This is a genomic window from Kushneria pakistanensis (assembly GCF_014652795.1).
Taxonomy (GTDB): Bacteria; Pseudomonadota; Gammaproteobacteria; order Pseudomonadales; family Halomonadaceae; genus Kushneria; species Kushneria pakistanensis.
This window is the reverse complement of sequence record NZ_BMZM01000001.1, coordinates 919,636-936,621: the sequence shown is the minus strand read 5'-3', so window position 1 is coordinate 936,621 and position 16,986 is coordinate 919,636. Positions and strand designations below refer to the sequence as shown.

Annotated in this window: 16 protein-coding genes; 5 read left to right on the top strand and 11 right to left on the bottom strand. The window is 56.5% G+C overall.

What is annotated here, in order from left to right; all coding sequences use genetic code 11:
• Positions 1-18: 18 nt before the first annotated feature.
• Positions 19-2,226, bottom strand: a complete 2,208-nt coding sequence (locus tag IE123_RS04200; protein ID WP_189515348.1) for a DNA internalization-related competence protein ComEC/Rec2 — start codon at positions 2,224-2,226, stop codon at positions 19-21.
• A 172-nt stretch (positions 2,227-2,398) separates the two neighbouring features.
• Here IE123_RS04200 and IE123_RS04195 point away from each other — a divergent pair, with 172 nt between their 5' ends.
• Together IE123_RS04195 and IE123_RS04190 are read left to right on the top strand one after the other, a co-directional pair.
• Entirely contained in the window at positions 2,399-2,920 is a 522-nt protein-coding gene (locus tag IE123_RS04195) for a DUF2062 domain-containing protein (protein WP_189515346.1), read from the top strand.
• Between the two features lie 131 nt (positions 2,921-3,051).
• The gene (locus tag IE123_RS04190) at positions 3,052-3,849 is read left to right on the top strand and encodes an SDR family NAD(P)-dependent oxidoreductase (RefSeq protein WP_189515344.1); all 798 of its coding nucleotides are present in this window, start codon (positions 3,052-3,054) and stop codon (positions 3,847-3,849) included.
• A gap of 84 nt (positions 3,850-3,933) precedes the next feature.
• On the opposite strand, the gene lolD is transcribed toward IE123_RS04190, so the two are convergent.
• Together lolD and IE123_RS04180 are read right to left on the bottom strand one after the other, a co-directional pair.
• Positions 3,934-4,656, bottom strand: a complete 723-nt coding sequence (gene lolD, locus IE123_RS04185; RefSeq protein ID WP_189515342.1) for a lipoprotein-releasing ABC transporter ATP-binding protein LolD — start codon at positions 4,654-4,656, stop codon at positions 3,934-3,936.
• A complete protein-coding gene (locus IE123_RS04180; protein ID WP_189515340.1) occupies positions 4,649-5,890 on the bottom strand; it encodes a lipoprotein-releasing ABC transporter permease subunit in 1,242 nt (413 codons plus the stop codon). Before IE123_RS04180 ends, lolD begins: the two co-directional genes overlap by 8 nt.
• Before the next feature lie 163 nt (positions 5,891-6,053).
• On the opposite strand from IE123_RS04180, the gene IE123_RS04175 reads away from it, so the two are divergent.
• The 3 genes from IE123_RS04175 (at position 6,054) to IE123_RS04165 (ending at position 9,026) form a co-directional block, all read left to right on the top strand.
• Positions 6,054-7,133, top strand: coding sequence for an agmatine deiminase family protein (locus IE123_RS04175; RefSeq protein WP_189515338.1), 1,080 nt, complete (start codon positions 6,054-6,056; stop codon positions 7,131-7,133).
• A 1-nt stretch (position 7,134) separates the two neighbouring features.
• Positions 7,135-8,034: a carbon-nitrogen hydrolase gene (locus tag IE123_RS04170; protein WP_189515336.1), complete on the top strand. Its 900-nt coding sequence runs from the start codon at positions 7,135-7,137 to the stop codon at positions 8,032-8,034.
• Between the two features lie 131 nt (positions 8,035-8,165).
• Positions 8,166-9,026 (top strand): DNA replication terminus site-binding protein, encoded by an 861-nt coding sequence (locus tag IE123_RS04165; protein ID WP_189515334.1) that lies wholly within the window; start codon positions 8,166-8,168, stop codon positions 9,024-9,026.
• A gap of 143 nt (positions 9,027-9,169) precedes the next feature.
• Here the strand turns inward: IE123_RS04165 and sthA are convergent, their stop codons facing one another.
• The 8 genes from sthA to IE123_RS04125 all read right to left on the bottom strand — a co-directional run bounded on the left by sthA (position 9,170) and on the right by IE123_RS04125 (position 16,936).
• Entirely contained in the window at positions 9,170-10,561 is a 1,392-nt protein-coding gene (sthA, locus tag IE123_RS04160) for a Si-specific NAD(P)(+) transhydrogenase (RefSeq protein WP_189515332.1), read from the bottom strand.
• A gap of 6 nt (positions 10,562-10,567) precedes the next feature.
• A complete protein-coding gene (gene nqrM, locus IE123_RS04155) occupies positions 10,568-10,819 on the bottom strand; it encodes a (Na+)-NQR maturation NqrM (RefSeq protein ID WP_189515330.1) in 252 nt (83 codons plus the stop codon).
• A gap of 177 nt (positions 10,820-10,996) precedes the next feature.
• Positions 10,997-12,229, bottom strand: a complete 1,233-nt coding sequence (gene nqrF, locus IE123_RS04150; protein ID WP_189515328.1) for an NADH:ubiquinone reductase (Na(+)-transporting) subunit F — start codon at positions 12,227-12,229, stop codon at positions 10,997-10,999.
• Positions 12,230-12,263: 34 nt separating this feature from the next.
• Positions 12,264-12,884 carry an NADH:ubiquinone reductase (Na(+)-transporting) subunit E gene (nqrE, locus tag IE123_RS04145; protein WP_115853001.1) on the bottom strand — a complete coding sequence of 207 codons (621 nt, stop codon included), beginning with the start codon at positions 12,882-12,884 and terminating at the stop codon, positions 12,264-12,266.
• Positions 12,884-13,564, bottom strand: a complete 681-nt coding sequence (locus IE123_RS04140) for an NADH:ubiquinone reductase (Na(+)-transporting) subunit D (protein ID WP_189515327.1) — start codon at positions 13,562-13,564, stop codon at positions 12,884-12,886. The genes nqrE and IE123_RS04140 overlap by 1 nt, the downstream gene beginning before the upstream one ends.
• Positions 13,565-13,566: 2 nt before the next feature.
• Positions 13,567-14,355 (bottom strand): Na(+)-translocating NADH-quinone reductase subunit C, encoded by a 789-nt coding sequence (locus IE123_RS04135; protein WP_189515916.1) that lies wholly within the window; start codon positions 14,353-14,355, stop codon positions 13,567-13,569.
• Entirely contained in the window at positions 14,352-15,581 is a 1,230-nt protein-coding gene (locus tag IE123_RS04130) for an NADH:ubiquinone reductase (Na(+)-transporting) subunit B (protein WP_229819582.1), read from the bottom strand. Before IE123_RS04130 ends, IE123_RS04135 begins: the two co-directional genes overlap by 4 nt.
• On the bottom strand, positions 15,581-16,936 hold the full coding sequence (locus IE123_RS04125) for a Na(+)-translocating NADH-quinone reductase subunit A (RefSeq protein ID WP_189515326.1): 1,356 nt from the start codon (positions 16,934-16,936) through the stop codon (positions 15,581-15,583). Before IE123_RS04125 ends, IE123_RS04130 begins: the two co-directional genes overlap by 1 nt.
• Positions 16,937-16,986 lie beyond the last annotated feature (50 nt).

The window sequence follows — 16,986 nt, the reverse complement described above, 5'->3', positions numbered from 1 at the left end:
AAGACTGCCCCGGGGCAATCACCGGCCGGATTCTACCCCAGGTCGGCATTGTTCGACACCGCTGGCAGGGCGTTGGGGTACAACGCTGATGCCAGGAGCACTGCTTTTAACGGCAATGGCACCATCAGAGGCTGTACTCCACTGACAGCTCCCGGCATGGCGAAACCGCCTGATCACAGAATCTGCAGGATGACCATAGGCATTGAGATAGCCGGCGCTGTAGATGACGCGGGCAGGCTTGAGGATATCGACCAGCCGCTGTGAAGAACTGCCATGACTGCCATGATGGCCCGCTACCAGCACATCAACAGGCGCTTGATAGTGGGCAACAATGCGGGCTTCGACTGCCTGACCGGCATCCCCCGTGATCAGAACACGGTGATGGGCACTCTCGATCAGCAGCACGCAGGAACGATCGTTTTCAGCCGCCGGCATGGTGGCCGTACTGCGTGGCCAGAGGAAGGTAAAACTCACCCCGTCAATGCGCCATGAGGCGCCGGCGCGACAGGACGTCACCGCTCCAACATCGATGGTGTCAGACAGCGGTGCCCACCAGTGCTCCACCGCATGTAGCGTCTTGAGCACAGGCACCCCGCCGGCATGATCCATGTCCCCATGCGACACGATGACGCCGTCAAAGCGCTGTGGCTCATCCCAGAGCGTAGTGATGGCCATGAAGCCCGAACGTGAGCGCGGACCGCTGTCATAAAGCCAGCGGCTGTTGGCCGTACGAATATCGACCAGCTGCCCCTGACCGACATCATGGACCATCAGCGACAATTCGCCGCTTCGAAGTACTGGCGTGGCGCTTCCGCCCAGACACAGCGACATGGTCATGACACTGGCAACACAACGCCACACACGGGATAGTCCGGGCAGCAGCCATACCAGACAGATCAAAAACGCCATGATGGCAAAGGGCCATACCTGTTCAGCAGAAGGCTGCCAGCTCGGTTGCCACTGTCGAACCTGCTCGAGGACGGCTTCAAAAAGATAAGCCGCCTGTCCAAAAAGCTTCCAGAGCCATTGCCCGACGCCCGGTATGGGAGACAGCAGCCAGCCAAGCAGTGCCAGCGGTACCATCACCATCGACACCCAGGGAATCGCAACAAGATTGATCAAAAGAGAAAGGCTTGCCAGCTGTCCGAACACAAGCAGCGTGGCAGCGCCGGTGGCCAGACTCAAAAGCGCCTGGCTTCGCAGAATCGCGTACCACCAGACAGGCTTTTCCCGCCAGCGCCAGGCCAGTATCAACACGCCAACGGCACCGAAGGAAAGCCAGAGCCCTGGCCGCAACAATGACAGCGGTGCACTCATGATGACCACCAGCAGTGCCAGCCACCAGGCCTGCCATACGCCAGGAGCATGTCGGCCGCTGGCGGTCCATAGCGCAATGAGTGTCATGATGGCGGCACGCACGGCCGGTGGCGCAAATCCCGAAAGTCCGGCATAGGCCACTGCCGCCAGCCCCGCCAGTACCCAGGGCCAGTTCGCCATGCGCCAGTCGTACGGCTGAAAAAGACGCGCCAGAAGCCGGCCAAGCATCAGCATCCAACCTGCGACCAATCCGACGTGTAACCCCGAGATCACTGCCAGATGCGTGGTACCGGTCTCCCTGAGCAGGTTCCACTGTGACGACTCGAGTGCCCCGCCATCACCCAGTGTCAGCGCCTGCAGCCAGCGTCGGGTAAAGTCATTGTGTACCCGTGAGGCCAGCCAGCGTTCGGTAAACGCAGGGCCACTGCCCGGCTCAAGGCGCACCGCATCTTCTTCACCACGCACATAGCCGGTAGCGCCAAAGCCCTTGTTCAGGAGCCAGGCACCATAATCAAATCGATGGGGATTGAGAAAACCGTGTGGCGGTTTAAGACGTGCCGTAAGCTGCCAGCGATCTCCCTTTTCAAGGGCCGGGGGCCGATACCAGTCAAGGCGAACGTTTTTGAGATCATCACAGCGGGGCAGTTCGGTCGGGCCATGGCAACGCGTGACGGCAAGGTTCAACCTTGCTCGCCCTTCCAGCTGCTCCAGCGAAACAATGCGCCCGGTCAGCGCCACGTCCTGTCTGGCCAGACCATCCGTCAAAGGCGCGGGCCACAGGGCAAGCCCGTGAGACAGCACAAGGGTCAATACCCCAGCCATGAGCAGCAACAGCCGATGAGACAGTGCTGCCGCCAGCAGCCAGATGATCGCGACCCCCCATACCCACCGCTCCTGTGGCACGTGCACAAGCAAAGCGCCGATGCAGGCCGCAAGACACAGCAGTGGAAGGCGTATACCTTTTGCACAATCAATCAGTTCACGACGAATGGGCACAAAGCGCTCATGATATTCAGAAAGATTTTCCTCACCCGTGGGGTTCAGGGATAATGGCTACATCGTTCTGTCAGGACGCTGCCTGATGCTGCGCCGATTTATTCAACGTTACCTGCCGGACCCGGAGACCATTCGGCGCCGAAAATCGCTTCGACTGATTCATCCGTTGCTTGGCAATCCTGCGCTCTGGCTGGTCACGCGGCGAAGCATCGCCAATGGCATGTCTGTTGGGCTTTTTTGCGCCCTGCTCCCGATTCCCGGGCAGATGCTGGTAGCGGCGCTCGGTGCCTGGTGGCTACGCGGGCATCTGCCACTGGCGCTGGCACTGGTGTGGCTGACCAATCCCCTGACCATGCCCGTGGTCTTTTACGTCACCTATCGCGCAGGCGCCTGGATATTACATACACCACCACGCGAATTACCCGATGAGGTCAGCGTAAGCTGGTTTGCCAATCAGCTGGTCGACATGATGCCGGCCCTGATTATCGGATCGCTGGTCTGTGCACTGGTTATCGGCATCATTGCCAACATCTTGACGCGACTTTGCTGGCGCTGGCACATCCTGCGTATCTGGCGCAAACGCCGCCAGCGCCGACGCCATCGATAAACGCCTTCAATGAAATGCCATGGCCTTTCCGAGCGGGAAATATGGTCGTTTCTCCCTGCCGATTTTTAAACTATGTTAAGCCTGCCTCTTTCAGGCACCGTTCATCCAGTACCGACAGGGAAGCCGACATCATGGATCTGGGAATTACCAATCGCGTCGCCATTATTACCGGTGCAAAGGGCGGTCTGGGACTTGCAGCGGCCCGTGAGCTAGCCAATGAAGGCGTAAAACTTGTGCTGTCCGATATGGACATCGAGCAGCTTGAAAAGGATGCCGCTCAGCTTGATGGAGAAGTGATCTGCCACAGGGCCGACATGACCCGCCAGGACGATATCGACGAACTGGCCCGGGTGGCCATCGAGCGTTTTGGCACCATCGATATCGTGGTGCATACGGCAGGCATTACCGGTGCCAAGGGTCACCCCCTCGAGATGAAGGATGAGGACTTCGATGACACCTGGCAGATCAACTTCATGTCCGCCGTGCGCATGGCACGGGCCACCTTTCCCACCATGCGCGACAAGGGCTGGGGACGCTTTGTCTGCATTACCTCGGAAAACGCGGTGCAGCCCTACTGGGATGAAGCCGTTTACAACGTTTCCAAGGCGGCACTGGCTACCTTCGTCAAGAATCTGGCTTATGGCGAAGCGGAAAACGGCATTCTCTGCAATACAGTTTCACCCGCGTTCATTGAATCGCCCATGACCAATGGCATGATGGAAAAGCGTGCCGGAGAGCATCAGTGTTCCTTTGATGACGCGGTATCAAGCTTTTTAAGCGAGTGCCGCCCCGGCATTACACTAAAGCGCCGCGGACAGCCTGAAGAAGTCGCTGCCGTCATTGCGCTGGCGGTTTCCGAGCGGGGCTCATTCATCAGCGGCTCCAACATCCGTGTCGATGGCGGTGCCGTGATGTCGGTTCAGAACTGAGCCTCCTGAAACGGCCTGCCACCGGAATAAAAAAGGCCCACCAGCAATGCTGATGGGCCTTTTTTCATGGTCGCTCGAATGTTTTCAGCCCGTGGTATCGGGCGCCAGCCGCCCCTTGTCCAGACGCAAAACCCGGTCCTGATGGCGGGCGATCGCCATGTCATGGGTGACAACCACAAAGGCACTGCGGGAGCGCTCGGCAACCTCATCCATCAGATCCAGAATCTGGCGCGCCGTGGTCTGGTCAAGGTTACCGGTCGGCTCATCCATCAGTACCAGGCTGGGATCGGTCACCAGCGCACGTGCGATTGCCACACGCTGACGCTCCCCTCCGGAAAGCTCACCCGGCTTGTGTTCTCCCCTGGGCGCCATACCGACCCGTTCCAGCAGTATATTGGCCTTTTTTGCCGCCTCGCTGCGACTCTGGCCGCGGATGATCAGCGGCATGGAGACATTTTCAAGCGCCGTGAATTCCGCCAGCAGGTGGTGAAACTGATAGACAAACCCGATGTGCTGGTTGCGAAACTTGCCGATGGCGGCCTCGGAAAGACCCTTGATGGAACGACCGCCGATCAGAATTTCGCCCTGCGTCGGACGATCCAGCCCGCCCAGAAGATTGAGCAGCGTGGTCTTGCCGCTACCGGAGCTGCCTACGACGGCAATACGCTCACCGGCAGCCACCGTCAGCTCGAGATTATCCAGCACGGTCAGGTCCTGGGGCCCTTCCTGATAGACACGGGTAAGCCCCCGGCATTCCAGCATGTTGTCATGCGTGGCGGTCTCTACCCTTTCATGTGAATTACTCATAGCGCAGCACCTCGGCCGGTTGTACACGTGCAGCCCGCCACGCAGGATAAAGCGTCGACAAGAAGCTCAGAAGAAGCGCAATACCGGTCACGACGATGACGTCTGAAAACTCAAGACGTGAAGGCAGATAGCTGATGAAGTAGACACTGGGATCCAGAAACTGAATGCCGAACGCTGATTCGACCCAGCTGATGATATCGGCGATCGACAGCGCCAGACCGATACCGGCAATAACGCCCAGTACAATGCCGATGATGCCGATGGTAATTCCCTGCACCATGAAGATGCCCATGATGGAGCCGGGCGTGGCACCAAGTGTGCGCAGGATGGCAATATCAGCATGCTTGTCGGTGACGACCATGACCAGCGTCGAGACGATATTGAACGCTGCCACGGCCACGATGACCATCAGCAACAGACCGATCATGCGCTTTTCCATCTGAATGGCCTGGAAAAGGTTGCCCTGTGTGTAGGTCCAGTCAATACCGCGGTAGCCGGGCGGCATGGTGTTAATAATATCGCGGGTAACGCTATGGGCCTTGAAGAGATCATCAAGTTTCAAGCGCACGCCCTGGGCTTCACCGGACTGTCGCGCCAGCGTTTTCATATCCCCAAGACTTGTGTAGGCCAGGCCGCCATCAAGCTGTGCCCCGACCTGGAAAATGCCCGAAACCGTAAAACGCTTCAACCTTGGAAAGACGCCGCCGGGCGTAATGGAGGCCTCGGGCACCAGCAGGGTTACACTGTCCCCGATGCCGACACCAAGATTTCTGGCCAGCAGACTCCCAAGCACGACATTCCATTCGCCCTTTTGCAGCGAGGCAAGCTCGCCACCCACCATATGGCTGCCAATGATGGAGACCTTCTCTTCAGCTTCAGGAAGAATGCCCTCTATCATGGCGCCCTGTGTCTGACCATTGGAGGAGAACATGCCCTGCTGCTCAATGTAGGGCGCCGCACCGACCACGTGGTCATGTCGCTGCATCTGCTCTGCCAGTGCACGCCAGTCGTTCACGCCGTTTTGCGCTTCAATGCGGGTGTGCGGAACCATCCCCAGCACGCGTGTCCTCAGTTCATGGTCGAAACCATTCATCACTGAAAGCACCAGAATCAACACTGCCACCCCCAGCGTCAGGCCGAGCATGGAAGTCAGCGAGATAAAGGAGATAAAATGGTTACGCCGCTTGGCTCGCGTATAGCGAAGCCCGATCAGGAAGGGAATTCGATCAAGCATTATTGGCCTGGGGTCCAGTGACGGGAGCCGATATGGTACGGATTTTTATACCAATCTGCATCAGGCGTCACCTTAATCACCGTCAATGGTAAAATATTGGCTCAGGCCATGTGCCAAACCTGCAGATTTCTGCCCCACCGATTGAGCGGATAACACTGTTGCCATGAACCAGGGCTCTTCATCCCGTCAGTTTTTACCCGAATGGACGCCTCAGCAGGCTGTCATGCTCAGCTGGCCCGGCCGTGACAGCGACTGGGCGTCACTGCTTGATGCCATCGAAACCACGTTCATTACCCTGATCGAGGTTATCGCCCGCTATCAGCATGTTCTTGTTACCCTGCCAGACGAAAGCACCCGTCAACGGCTTGCCATGACGCTTTCCCATCTGGGGGTTCCCGACAACCGGTTATCGCTGGTCATTGCCCCCAGTGACGACACCTGGGCCCGCGACCACGGCCCGTTGACCGTGATCGAACACGGCACTGCGCGACTGCTGGACTATCGTTTTACCGGCTGGGGGGGCAAGTTTTCCGCCGAACGTGATAACGCCCTCAATGGTGTGCTGGCAGATCAGGGTATTTTCACGCCCGAGCTTGAGAGCATGCAGCAGATCGTGCTGGAAGGCGGCGGCGTGGAGACCGATGGCCAGGGCACGCTCTTGACTACCCGCAGCTGCCTTTTAAATCCCAATCGCAACCCTCATCTTGATCAGGCGGCAATCGAGGCGCATTTAAGGGATCATCTGGGCATCCAGCGTGTTCTGTGGCTCGAAAACGGGTATCTGGAAGGCGATGACACCGACAGCCACATCGACACGCTGGCGCGCTTTTGTGACGAGCAGACCATAGCCTACGTACGCTGCGATGACCCGACCGATCCACACTTTGAAGCCTTGAGTGCCATGGAGCGCGAACTGAAGGCGTTTCGCCGTTGCGATGGCCAGCCTTATCGGCTGATTGCCCTGCCCTGGCCCGGGCCCTGCTTCGATCCGGAGGATGGTCACCGCCTGCCGGCCACCTATGCCAATTTTTTGATCATCAATGACGCAGTCCTGATGCCGTCCTATGCAGACCGGGCCGATTACGCCGCGATGCAGGCCCTGTCAGAAGCCTTTCCAGGACGCGACATCATCCCCATTGATTGTCGCCAGGTCATTCGACAGCACGGCAGCCTGCACTGCCTGACCATGCAGCTGCCTACGGGTACGTTAAAAGCGATCGAAAACAGATACGCGGAGAAATAACATGATGGATAGCATTCAAGTTGGTGTCGTTCAGCAAAAGGCCTGGAACGACAAGCAGCGAAGTCTTGCCGAGAGCGAGCGCGGCATCCGCGCGCTGGCAGAGCGTGGCGCACGTCTCGTACTGCTTCAGGAGCTCCACGCTACAAGATACTTCTGTCAGTGTGAGGATACCGAGGTCTTTGATCTGGCAGAACCGCTGGAAGGCCCGACGACCCAGTTCCTGGCTGCACTGGCCAGAGAGCTGAATATTGTGATTGTGGGCTCCATTTTTGAGCGTCGTGCGCCCGGGCTTTATCACAATACGGCAGTCGTGCTGGATACCGATCGCGGCCTGGCTGGCATCTATCGCAAGATGCATATTCCGGATGATCCGGGGTTCTATGAAAAGTTTTACTTCACCCCCGGAGACGTCGGTCGTCAAAAGGGCTTCACGCCCATCGACACATCAGTGGGTCGTCTGGGCGTACTGGTGTGCTGGGATCAGTGGTACCCCGAGGCCGCACGTCTGATGGCACTGGCCGGCGCTGATATGCTGCTTTATCCCACAGCCATTGGTTGGGACCCGAAGGATGAGCCGGATGAAAAGCAGCGTCAAAAGGATGCCTGGACTCTGATCCAGCGCTCGCATGCGGTAGCCAATGGCATTCCGGTACTGGCTGCCAATCGGGTAGGCCATGAAGAGGATCCCAGTCAGGTGGGCGACGGAATCGATTTCTGGGGCGGCAGTTTCATTGCCGGCGCTCAGGGGGAGCTTCTGGCGCTGGCCGGTGAAGATACCGAAGAGCTTTTGGTCACGCTGTCCCCGGCACGCAGTGAACAGGTACGTCGTATCTGGCCCTATCTGCGTGATCGTCGCATCGACGCCTATGGCGACATTACCGAGCGATACCTGGACCGCTAAGGCATTCAGGCTATCAGCATCTGTCATAACACCCTTTAAGTGCGAATGCTGATAGCCATTACAGGATTGTTAACTGTTTCGGCCCGTGCTAAAAGATAACGGTATATTCCAAGCGCAGGGATGGCACGGTCATGTCATTGCACTATCAATTGATGGCGGAACTGGAAAAGAGTTTTGACGAGCTGGTGGAAGCCACGGAAGCACTCATTGCATCGGCAAGACAACAGCCGCCGGCCATGTGGCGCTTTGATGGTGAAGCCGATATTGACTGGCTGATGCGGGCATTGACCGATTACTGGTATCAGGATGGGCAGGACGGCCGTGCGACACGTGATCATATTGGCGTCGTGGTGGCCAGTGACGCCCTGCTTGAGCAGGCATGGCAGGTAAATCGTTGCAAGGATGCCTTTGCTCATCAGCTGAGCGTTGCCCGAAAACAACACCCCAATATGATTGCCGAGCTCAAGGCAACGCTGCCCTTTCGCCACCCTGTTCTGCATGATCATCTCAAGGGAAGCGGCATGGCGCGCCTGCATCTCAAACAGTGCTGGCGGCGTCTCCCGATCGCGGATGCCCCGGTATCGCGCATTCGGCTCGCATGGTATTCCAGCGGACGCTCCATCAAGCGCATGAGTGTCGCCGAGGTAGAAGCCAAACTGGCCAGGCTGAACAACGAAGCCGCGCACGTCCAGATTCAGTATCGACTACTGGCAGGTCTGCCTGATGGTGAGATGCTGGCACAGGTACAGACGCAGGCCCCCCTGATGCGAGCCAATCTGTTTTTTCGAGAACCACTGGAAGACGGCCACACACGCCGCGCCATGAATGTAGCCCTGCCATTATTCGTACCGGCATCGGATAAACGTCTGCCGCAGATCAATCAGCCCTCCCCGCAGCCTCCGGAGCAGCGGACTCGTGCATTACGTGCAGATTCGAAAATCGAGAGTGAACCCTTTATTCCGAGTCTGCGCATTCATCGTTATCGCCGCTGAACCTTTAAAAGCCACCATGCCTGCGCCTTGAATGCCGGCCCGGACGGAATCAGACGTGATATGACCTCATGATAGTACCCCTGGACACAATGACGCCGACCCGAGGTCGGCGTCATTGTATTTCCGAGATGCCTTGATAACCTTCAGTGCAGCCGGTTGAGACCGTTGTGCGCCGCGATCCGATAGGCTTCTGCCATGGTCGGATAATTGAAGGTGGTATTTACGAAGTATGCCAGCGTATTCGACTCGCCGGGTTGATTCATGATCGCCTGACCGATATGCAGGATTTCCGAAGCCTGATCGCCAAAGCAGTGGATGCCATAGATCTCAAGCGTTCGCGGATTGAACAGGATCTTGAGCATGCCCACCGTGTCGCCGGTAATCTGCGCACGCGCGGTGTCCTTGAAAAAGGCCTGACCCACTTCATAGGGCGTTCGGGCATCCGTCAGTTCCCGCTCGGTCTTGCCCAATGAACTGATTTCCGGAATGGTATAAATTCCGGTCGGAATATCGTCCACAAAGCGGGAGGCCTTGCTCAGCGCATCACCGGATGCTGAGCGCCCCTGATCGTAGGCGGCACTGGCAAGGCTTGGCCAGCCGATGACATCTCCGGCAGCGTAAATATGCTCGACCCTGGTGCAGTAATTGGTATCCACCTGCAACTGGCCGCGCGAGTTGGCCTCAAGACCGGCGTTTTCAAGTTTAAGCGTATCGGTGTTACCCGTACGGCCGTTGGCCCACATGAAGGCATCAGCGCGCATCTTCTTGCCCGACTTGAGATGCAGGGTTACGCCTGACTCGTCACCCTCGATGCGGGAATACTCTTCGTTATGGCGAATCTGTACCCCATTGTTGCGCAGGTGATAGGACAACGCGTCGCTGATCTCATCATCAAGAAATGACAACAACCGATCGCGGGTATCAATCAGGTCCACCTTGACGCCAAGATTGGAAAAGATCGAGGCGTATTCGCAGCCGATAACACCGGCACCATAAATCATGATGCGCCTTGGCGTATGAGATAGCCCCAGAATCGTATCCGAGCAGTAGATTCGCGGATGCCTGAAATTGACATCGGCCGGCCGATAGGGACGCGAGCCGGTCGCAATGACAATATTTTCGGCTACCAGCGATTCCCTGGTGCCATGCCCATCAGTGACCTGAATCGTATGCGGATCGGCAAAGGAGGCAGTACCGAAAAAGACATCAATGCGATTTCGCGCATAAAAGCGCGTTCGCATGGCAACCTGATCTTCGATGACCCGACGGGACCTTTCAAGCATGCGAGGAAAGGAGACCCAGCGAGGCTCTCCCAAATCCCTGAACATGGGATTATTGTTGAATTGCACAACCTGCTTGACAGCGTGGCGCAGTGTCTTCGAAGGAATAGTGCCCTTATGGGTACAGTTACCACCCACGGATGACTGCAGCTCGACAATGGCTACGCGCTTGTCATGCTTGGCCGCATTGACAGCGGCACTTTCGCCGGCAGGCCCTGCACCCAGCACCACTACATCATACTGATAGCTCGACATGACGCATTATGCTCCGGGCTTGCGGCTTGCATCGAAGGCCAGCTCGGGTTTGTAGGCGGCAAGCTTCAGCTTTTCCTTGCGCTGCTGTTCCTCGCAAACCTCATCCTTGCCGCCACAGATATCGCAGCCCTGCTTGAGGCCCAGATTATTGAGACCACCACATGAACCGCTGATGGGCTTGCGCCCCAACAGCACACCAACTGACATGACGCCCACGACAAGCAGCATGACTGCCAGAACCATCAACCATAACAGCATGGATTGCTCCTGTTCGTTGTCGGTAATTGCCGGCCCGCAGATGACTGGCGCTCAACCGTAACGGTTATTTTAACCGCCCTGCCCCCATGAGTACCAACGCAGGCAGTGCAATAATATTAATAGGTGCCAAACAAAAACGGCATCGGGGATACCGATGCCGTCATGGGAAGCGATGGATCAACCACCGAAATCATCAAGCAAAATGTTTTCCGGCTCGACGCCCATATCCAGGAGCATCTTGATCACCGACGCATTCATCATCGGCGGCCCGCACATATAGTACTCACAATCTTCAGGCGCAGGATGATCCTTGAGGTACTCCTCATACAATACATTATGGATAAACCCTGTCTTGCCGGTCCAGTTATCTTCAGGCTGTGGGTCCGACAGGGCCAGGTGCCATTCAAAGTTGGGATTTTCTTCCTGTAGCCGATCGTACTCTTCATTATAGAACGATTCGCGGACCGAGCGTGCGCCATACCAGAAAGAGATCTTGCGATCCGTCCCCAGTCGCTTGAGCTGATCAAAGATATGACTGCGCATGGGCGCCATACCGGCCCCACCACCAATGAAAATCATCTCTGCATCGGTATCTCTGGCAAAAAACTCGCCGAAGGGACCATATACCGTAACCTTGTCGCCTTCCTTGAGACTAAACACCCAGCTCGACATGAGACCCGGCTGATGATCGGAATTGGGCGGCGGCGTGGCAATACGGATATTGAACTTGAGAATACCCTTTTCTTCGGGGTAATTGGCCATCGAGTAAGCACGAATGACCGGCTCGGTTGTTTTGGTCCTTAGATTGAAAAATCCGAACCTGTCCCAGTCGCCTCGATATTCTTCAGCAATATCAAAATCGCTGAAGTTGACGTCATAAGGAGGCGCTTCAAGCTGCATGTAACCACCCGCGCGGAAGGCTACATTTTCGCCTTCAGGCAGACGCAGTGTCAGTTCCTTGATAAAGGTGGCCACGTTATCGTTGGAAACGACCGTACACTCCCACTTCTTGACCCCAAAGACGTCTTCAGGCACTTCAATTTTCATGTCCTGCTTGACGGGCACCTGACAGGAAAGACGCCAGCCTTCCTTCTTTTCACGCATGGTGAAATGGCTTTCTTCGGTGGCAAGAATGGAACCACCACCGTCCTGCACACGACACTTGCACTGGGCGCAGGAGCCGCCACCGCCACAGGCAGAAGACAGAAAGATGCCCTGGCCTGCCAGTGTCTGCAAAAGCTTGCCGCCGGCCTGGGTCCTGATGGTGCTGTCGGGATCCCCATTGATTTCAATGGTGACCTCGCCGCTGCTGACCAGCCGGCTACGCGCCGTCAGGATAATGGCCACCAGCCCCAGAATAATCAGCGTGAACATGACCACGCCAACGATAATGACAGATGTATCTACCATGACTCGTTTCCTTGCTCAGTCGAAAAACCGCCGCTTACAGCTGAACGCCGGAAAACGACATGAAGCCCAGTGACATCAGTCCGACCGTCAGGAAGGTAATTCCCAGTCCCTGCAGGCCGGCCGGCACATCACTGTACTTGAGTTTTTCACGAATGCCGGCCAGTGCTGCAATGGCCAGCGCCCAGCCAAACCCTGCGCCAAGACCGTAAATTACCGATTCGCCGAAGGCGTAGTCGCGCTGCACCATGAAAAGCGCCGCCCCCAGGATGGCACAGTTCACCGTAATCAGCGGCAGGTAGACACCAAGTGCGTTGTAGAGCGCCGGCACAAACTTGTCGAGAAACATCTCAAGGATCTGAACAATGGCGGCAATAACGCCGATATAGCTCAAAAGACCCAGAAACGACAGATCGATATTTTCGGCACCTTCGACGCCTGTCCAGGAGAGCGCGCCAGCCTTGAGCAGGTAGTTAAGGATCAGATTGTTGGCCGGTACCGTAATGGTCAGAACAACAATGACCGCCACGCCAAGCCCGATGGCAGAGGACACCTTCTTGGACACGGCCAGAAACGTACACATGCCCAGAAAGAACGCCAGCGCCATGTTTTCAACAAATACGGCCTTGATGAAAAGGCTCAGGTAATGTTCAAACATTACACGCTCCCCTGTGCAGTATGCGGTTTGGTATTGGTCGTGATCTTGAACTCGCTGGTCTCGATCTGCTGGGGACTGAAACTTCTGATCGCCCAGATCAGCAACCCAATGACGAAAAATGCCGAAGGCGGCAGCAACATGAGACCGTTGGGCAGATACCAGCCACCATCATTAACCGTCTGCAGGATGGTGATCCCGAAGATCGACCCAGACCCCAAAAGCTCGCGGAAAAAGCCCACAGCCAGCAGGATGAAGGTATATCCCAGACCATTGCCGACACCATCCAGGAAGCTGAGACCGGGACCATTTTGCATGGCATAAGCTTCGGCACGCCCCATGACAATACAGTTGGTAATGATCAGACCAACAAAGACCGATAGCTGCTTGGAAAGATCATAGGCAAACGCCCTCAAGAGCTGATCCACCACGATAACCAGCGAAGCAATAATGGTCATCTGGATGATGATACGAATCGATGACGGCATGTGATTGCGAATCAGCGATACAAACATGTTGGAAAACGCTGTCACTGCAATGACTGCCAGCCCCATGACCAGAGAAGTGCTCATGGAGTTGGTCACCGCCAGCGCACTACAGATCCCGAGGATCTGCAGCGCAATGGGGTTATTCTGAAAAATGGGAGTTATCAGCAGACCTCTGGCCGTATCAGTTTTTGCCATGATCAAGCTCCTTGTGAAGTGTCGCGAAAGCGCGCCAGATAATTGGCAAAGCCTTCGTCGCCCATCCAGAACTGCAGCAGATTGGTGACGCCCGTGCTGGTCAGCGTGGCACCGGAAAGTGCATCGACCTTGTGCTCGGCGTCAGGCGTATTGCTGCCAACCCCACCCTTGACCAATCGAATGGCGGGCTCGTTGCTGCCTTCAGGGTAAATTTCCTTACCGGGCCAGAGAGACTTCCAGCGGGGGTTATCGACTTCGCCTCCAAGCCCGGGCGTTTCTCCCTGCTCATAAAACGAGAGACCGACCACCGTATTACCATCACCTTCAAGGGCCAGATAACCCAGCATCAGTGACCACAGCCCCTGGCCGCGTACCGGTAAAATGATCTCATCGGGATTTTCGGGATCGCCTACCAGGTAGATCGTGGCGTAATTCTCGACGCGTCCGCCAATACCTGCACGGTCCTGACCGCCACCCAGGGTTCGCGACATGGCCGGGTCCTGGGTAGAGGCAATCTGATCGAAGCGATCGGGGTCAATATCATCAACATACTCGCCGCTACGCAAATCCACCACGCGCGGCGTAATTTCCCCAAACTGCTGGTCAACGCTCTGCCCGGGCTCCAGCAGATTGGCAACCTGCAGGATATTGGTCTTGCGATCAAGTTCCTGGTTTTGCTGCTGCGTGGGCCTGAGTGCCACGGCTGCCGTGGAAACGACCACCGAGCAGACAACACACAGTGACAGGGCTACTGTCAGCGTTTTCTTGATCGAATCATTACTGGCCATCAGGCAACCTCCTTATCCCTTGACGGCATAAGACGCTTCTGCCGACGTTTGATATTGGCCTGAACGATAAAGTGGTCGATCAGTGGGGCGAATAGATTGGCAAACAAAATGGCCAACATGATGCCTTCAGGAAATGCCGGGTTGGCCACCCTGATCAGTACCGTCATGAAACCAATCAACCCACCAAAAATGAGCTTGCCCGTATTGGTCATCGAGGCTGACACAGGATCGGTCGCCATGAAGACCATGCCAAAGGCAAAACCGCCAATGACCAGATGCCAGTACCAGGGCATTGCAAACATCAGGTTGGTATCGGAACCGATAAGGTTGAAGAGCGTCGACGTAGCCACCATCCCCAGGAAAACACCCAGGATGATGCGCCAGGAGGCCACACGGGTCCAGATCATGACCAGCCCGCCGAGCAGAATCAACAACGTAGACGTCTCGCCGACACTGCCCTGAATGAAGCCCAGAAAGGCGTTGAGCCAGGGCGTTTGCTCGACCAGTTGATCCACGCCACCCTGTGCCACGGTAGATAGTGCCGTAGCGCCGGTATAGCCATCAGCCGGTACCCACACGGCGTCACCGGACAACTGTGCCGGATAGGCAAAATACAGGAAGGCACGGCCGGTCAGGGCCGGGTTAAGAAAGTTCTTGCCGGTACCACCAAAGACTTCCTTGCCAATGACCACACCAAAGGTGATTCCCAGCGCCACCTGCCACAGCGGCACGGTCGCAGGCAGAATCAATGCAAACAGTACGGAGGTTACAAAGAAGCCTTCGTTGACCTCATGGCCACGACGCATGGCAAACAGCACTTCCCAGAAGCCACCCACGATAAAGGTAACTGCATAAATAGGAAGAAACCATGTCGCACCGAGTACAAAGTTGGCCCAGATACTGCCTGGGTCATGGCTACCTGCCAACGCCATGACGATCGACTCTCGCCAGCCTGCCAGCGCGCCATAGTCGCCAGCGATAGCCACGTTGGCCTGAAGGCCAGTGTTGTACATGCCAAAGAACATGGCCGGCCAGGTACATATCCAGACCGTGATCATGATGCGCTTGAGATCAATGCCATCACGGACATGAGCAGTCGACCCGGTCACATGACCCGGGGCATAAAAGATCGTATCAACCGCTTCATACAGTGCGTAGAAGCGTTGATACTTTCCGCCCTCATGAAAATGGGGCTCGATATTATCCAGAAAACGACGAATCCCCATCATCAGACCTCTTTCTCGATCGTTGTCAGATTGTCGCGCAGGATCGGGCCATATTCATACTTGCCCGGACAGACATAGGTGCACAGCGCCAGATCCTCTTCGTCGAGTTCCAGGCAGCCAAGCTGCATGGCCACTTCAATATCACCCACGATCAGCGAGCGCAGAAGCTGGGTCGGCAGGATATCCAGCGGCATGACCTGCTCATATGAGCCGATCGGCACCATGGCACGCTCGGAGCCATTGGTGTTGGTATTGGGGCGAAAGGAAGCCGGACGCGTCAGGCGCGACAGGTAGATACCGGTCGCGGAATGCCGATCAAGCCCCAGGGAAAGCCAGCCAAACAACGCACGCTTGTGGCCTTCATCAATCAGCGACACCTGCAGGTGATAACGCCCGAGATAGGCCGTTGCCTCCCTGGCAGTGTTGCCACCAAACACCGATCCCGAGATAACGCGAACATCGCGATCGGTTTCAACTTCACCGGCAAGGAGTTCATCAAGGCTTGCTCCCAGACGCGTACGTACCAGACGTGGCCTTGTAGCGGCAGGACCACCGAGTGCGACAACCCGACGCGTATCCAGGCGACCTTCCGTGAAAAGCGTACCGATGGCCATGACATCCTGATAGTTCAGGTGCCATACCTGACGGCTGATGCCCACCGGGGACAGATAATGTATATGAGTACCTGCAAGTCCTGCCGGATGAGGACCGGAAAAGCTTTCGTGTCTTATTCCTTCAAGCTCACTCCCTGCAATCTCGGCAGCAGGCGCAGTACAAAGATATACCTGTCCCTCGGTCAATCGACGAATGACCTTGAGTCCGTTGACGAAATCTTCGCGGCGCTCCTGGATAATGGGCGCCGGATCAGCACTCAGAGGATGCGTATCGATGGCTGTTACGAAGATATTGAGCGGTTGCTCGGAAACGGATGGTACCCGGGAAAAGGGACGCTTTCGAAAGCTGGTCCACAGCCCGGCGGCGACCAGCTGGTCGACAACCGTCTGACGCTCAAGTGTCTCAAGACGGCTGGCATCATGACGCTCGAAGGCTGGCGCCTGACTATCGCTGCTGTCATCAAGGCGAATAACCACCGATAAAAGGCGGCGTTTCTCACCACGGTTGATGGCTACTACTTCACCGGCGGCAGGCGCTACATAACGAACGCCTTCGGTCTTCTTGTCAGTGAAAAGTACCTGACCAAGCGATACCTGGTCTCCCTCGCGCACTTCCATGGTCGGCCGCATACCGATGTAGTCGGGACCAAGGACGGCCACATGCTTCACCGGCTGACCATTATCGATGGTCTGGGAAGGTGAACCCGCGATGGGGAGATCCAGGCCTCGTTTGACTTCGATCATAGTCTCGCCCAGTAGTCGAATCTGATGCAGTCATGCAGGGTTTGATAACC

Excerpts from the sequence above, each read along its gene's own strand:
- IE123_RS04195 (WP_189515346.1), top strand. The coding sequence starts at position 2,399 with ATGCTGCGCCGATTTATTCAACGTTACCTGCCGGACCCGGAGACCATT.
- IE123_RS04190 (WP_189515344.1), top strand. The coding sequence starts at position 3,052 with ATGGATCTGGGAATTACCAATCGCGTCGCCATTATTACCGGTGCAAAG.
- lolD (WP_189515342.1), bottom strand. The coding sequence starts at position 4,656 with ATGAGTAATTCACATGAAAGGGTAGAGACCGCCACGCATGACAACATG.
- IE123_RS04180 (WP_189515340.1), bottom strand. The coding sequence starts at position 5,890 with ATGCTTGATCGAATTCCCTTCCTGATCGGGCTTCGCTATACGCGAGCC.
- IE123_RS04175 (WP_189515338.1), top strand. The coding sequence starts at position 6,054 with ATGAACCAGGGCTCTTCATCCCGTCAGTTTTTACCCGAATGGACGCCT.
- IE123_RS04170 (WP_189515336.1), top strand. The coding sequence starts at position 7,135 with ATGATGGATAGCATTCAAGTTGGTGTCGTTCAGCAAAAGGCCTGGAAC.
- IE123_RS04165 (WP_189515334.1), top strand. The coding sequence starts at position 8,166 with ATGTCATTGCACTATCAATTGATGGCGGAACTGGAAAAGAGTTTTGAC.
- sthA (WP_189515332.1), bottom strand. The coding sequence starts at position 10,561 with ATGTCGAGCTATCAGTATGATGTAGTGGTGCTGGGTGCAGGGCCTGCC.
- nqrM (WP_189515330.1), bottom strand. The coding sequence starts at position 10,819 with ATGCTGTTATGGTTGATGGTTCTGGCAGTCATGCTGCTTGTCGTGGGC.
- nqrF (WP_189515328.1), bottom strand. The coding sequence starts at position 12,229 with ATGGTAGATACATCTGTCATTATCGTTGGCGTGGTCATGTTCACGCTG.
- nqrE (WP_115853001.1), bottom strand. The coding sequence starts at position 12,884 with ATGTTTGAACATTACCTGAGCCTTTTCATCAAGGCCGTATTTGTTGAA.
- IE123_RS04140 (WP_189515327.1), bottom strand. The coding sequence starts at position 13,564 with ATGGCAAAAACTGATACGGCCAGAGGTCTGCTGATAACTCCCATTTTT.
- IE123_RS04130 (WP_229819582.1), bottom strand. The coding sequence starts at position 15,581 with ATGATGGGGATTCGTCGTTTTCTGGATAATATCGAGCCCCATTTTCAT.
- IE123_RS04125 (WP_189515326.1), bottom strand. The coding sequence starts at position 16,936 with ATGATCGAAGTCAAACGAGGCCTGGATCTCCCCATCGCGGGTTCACCT.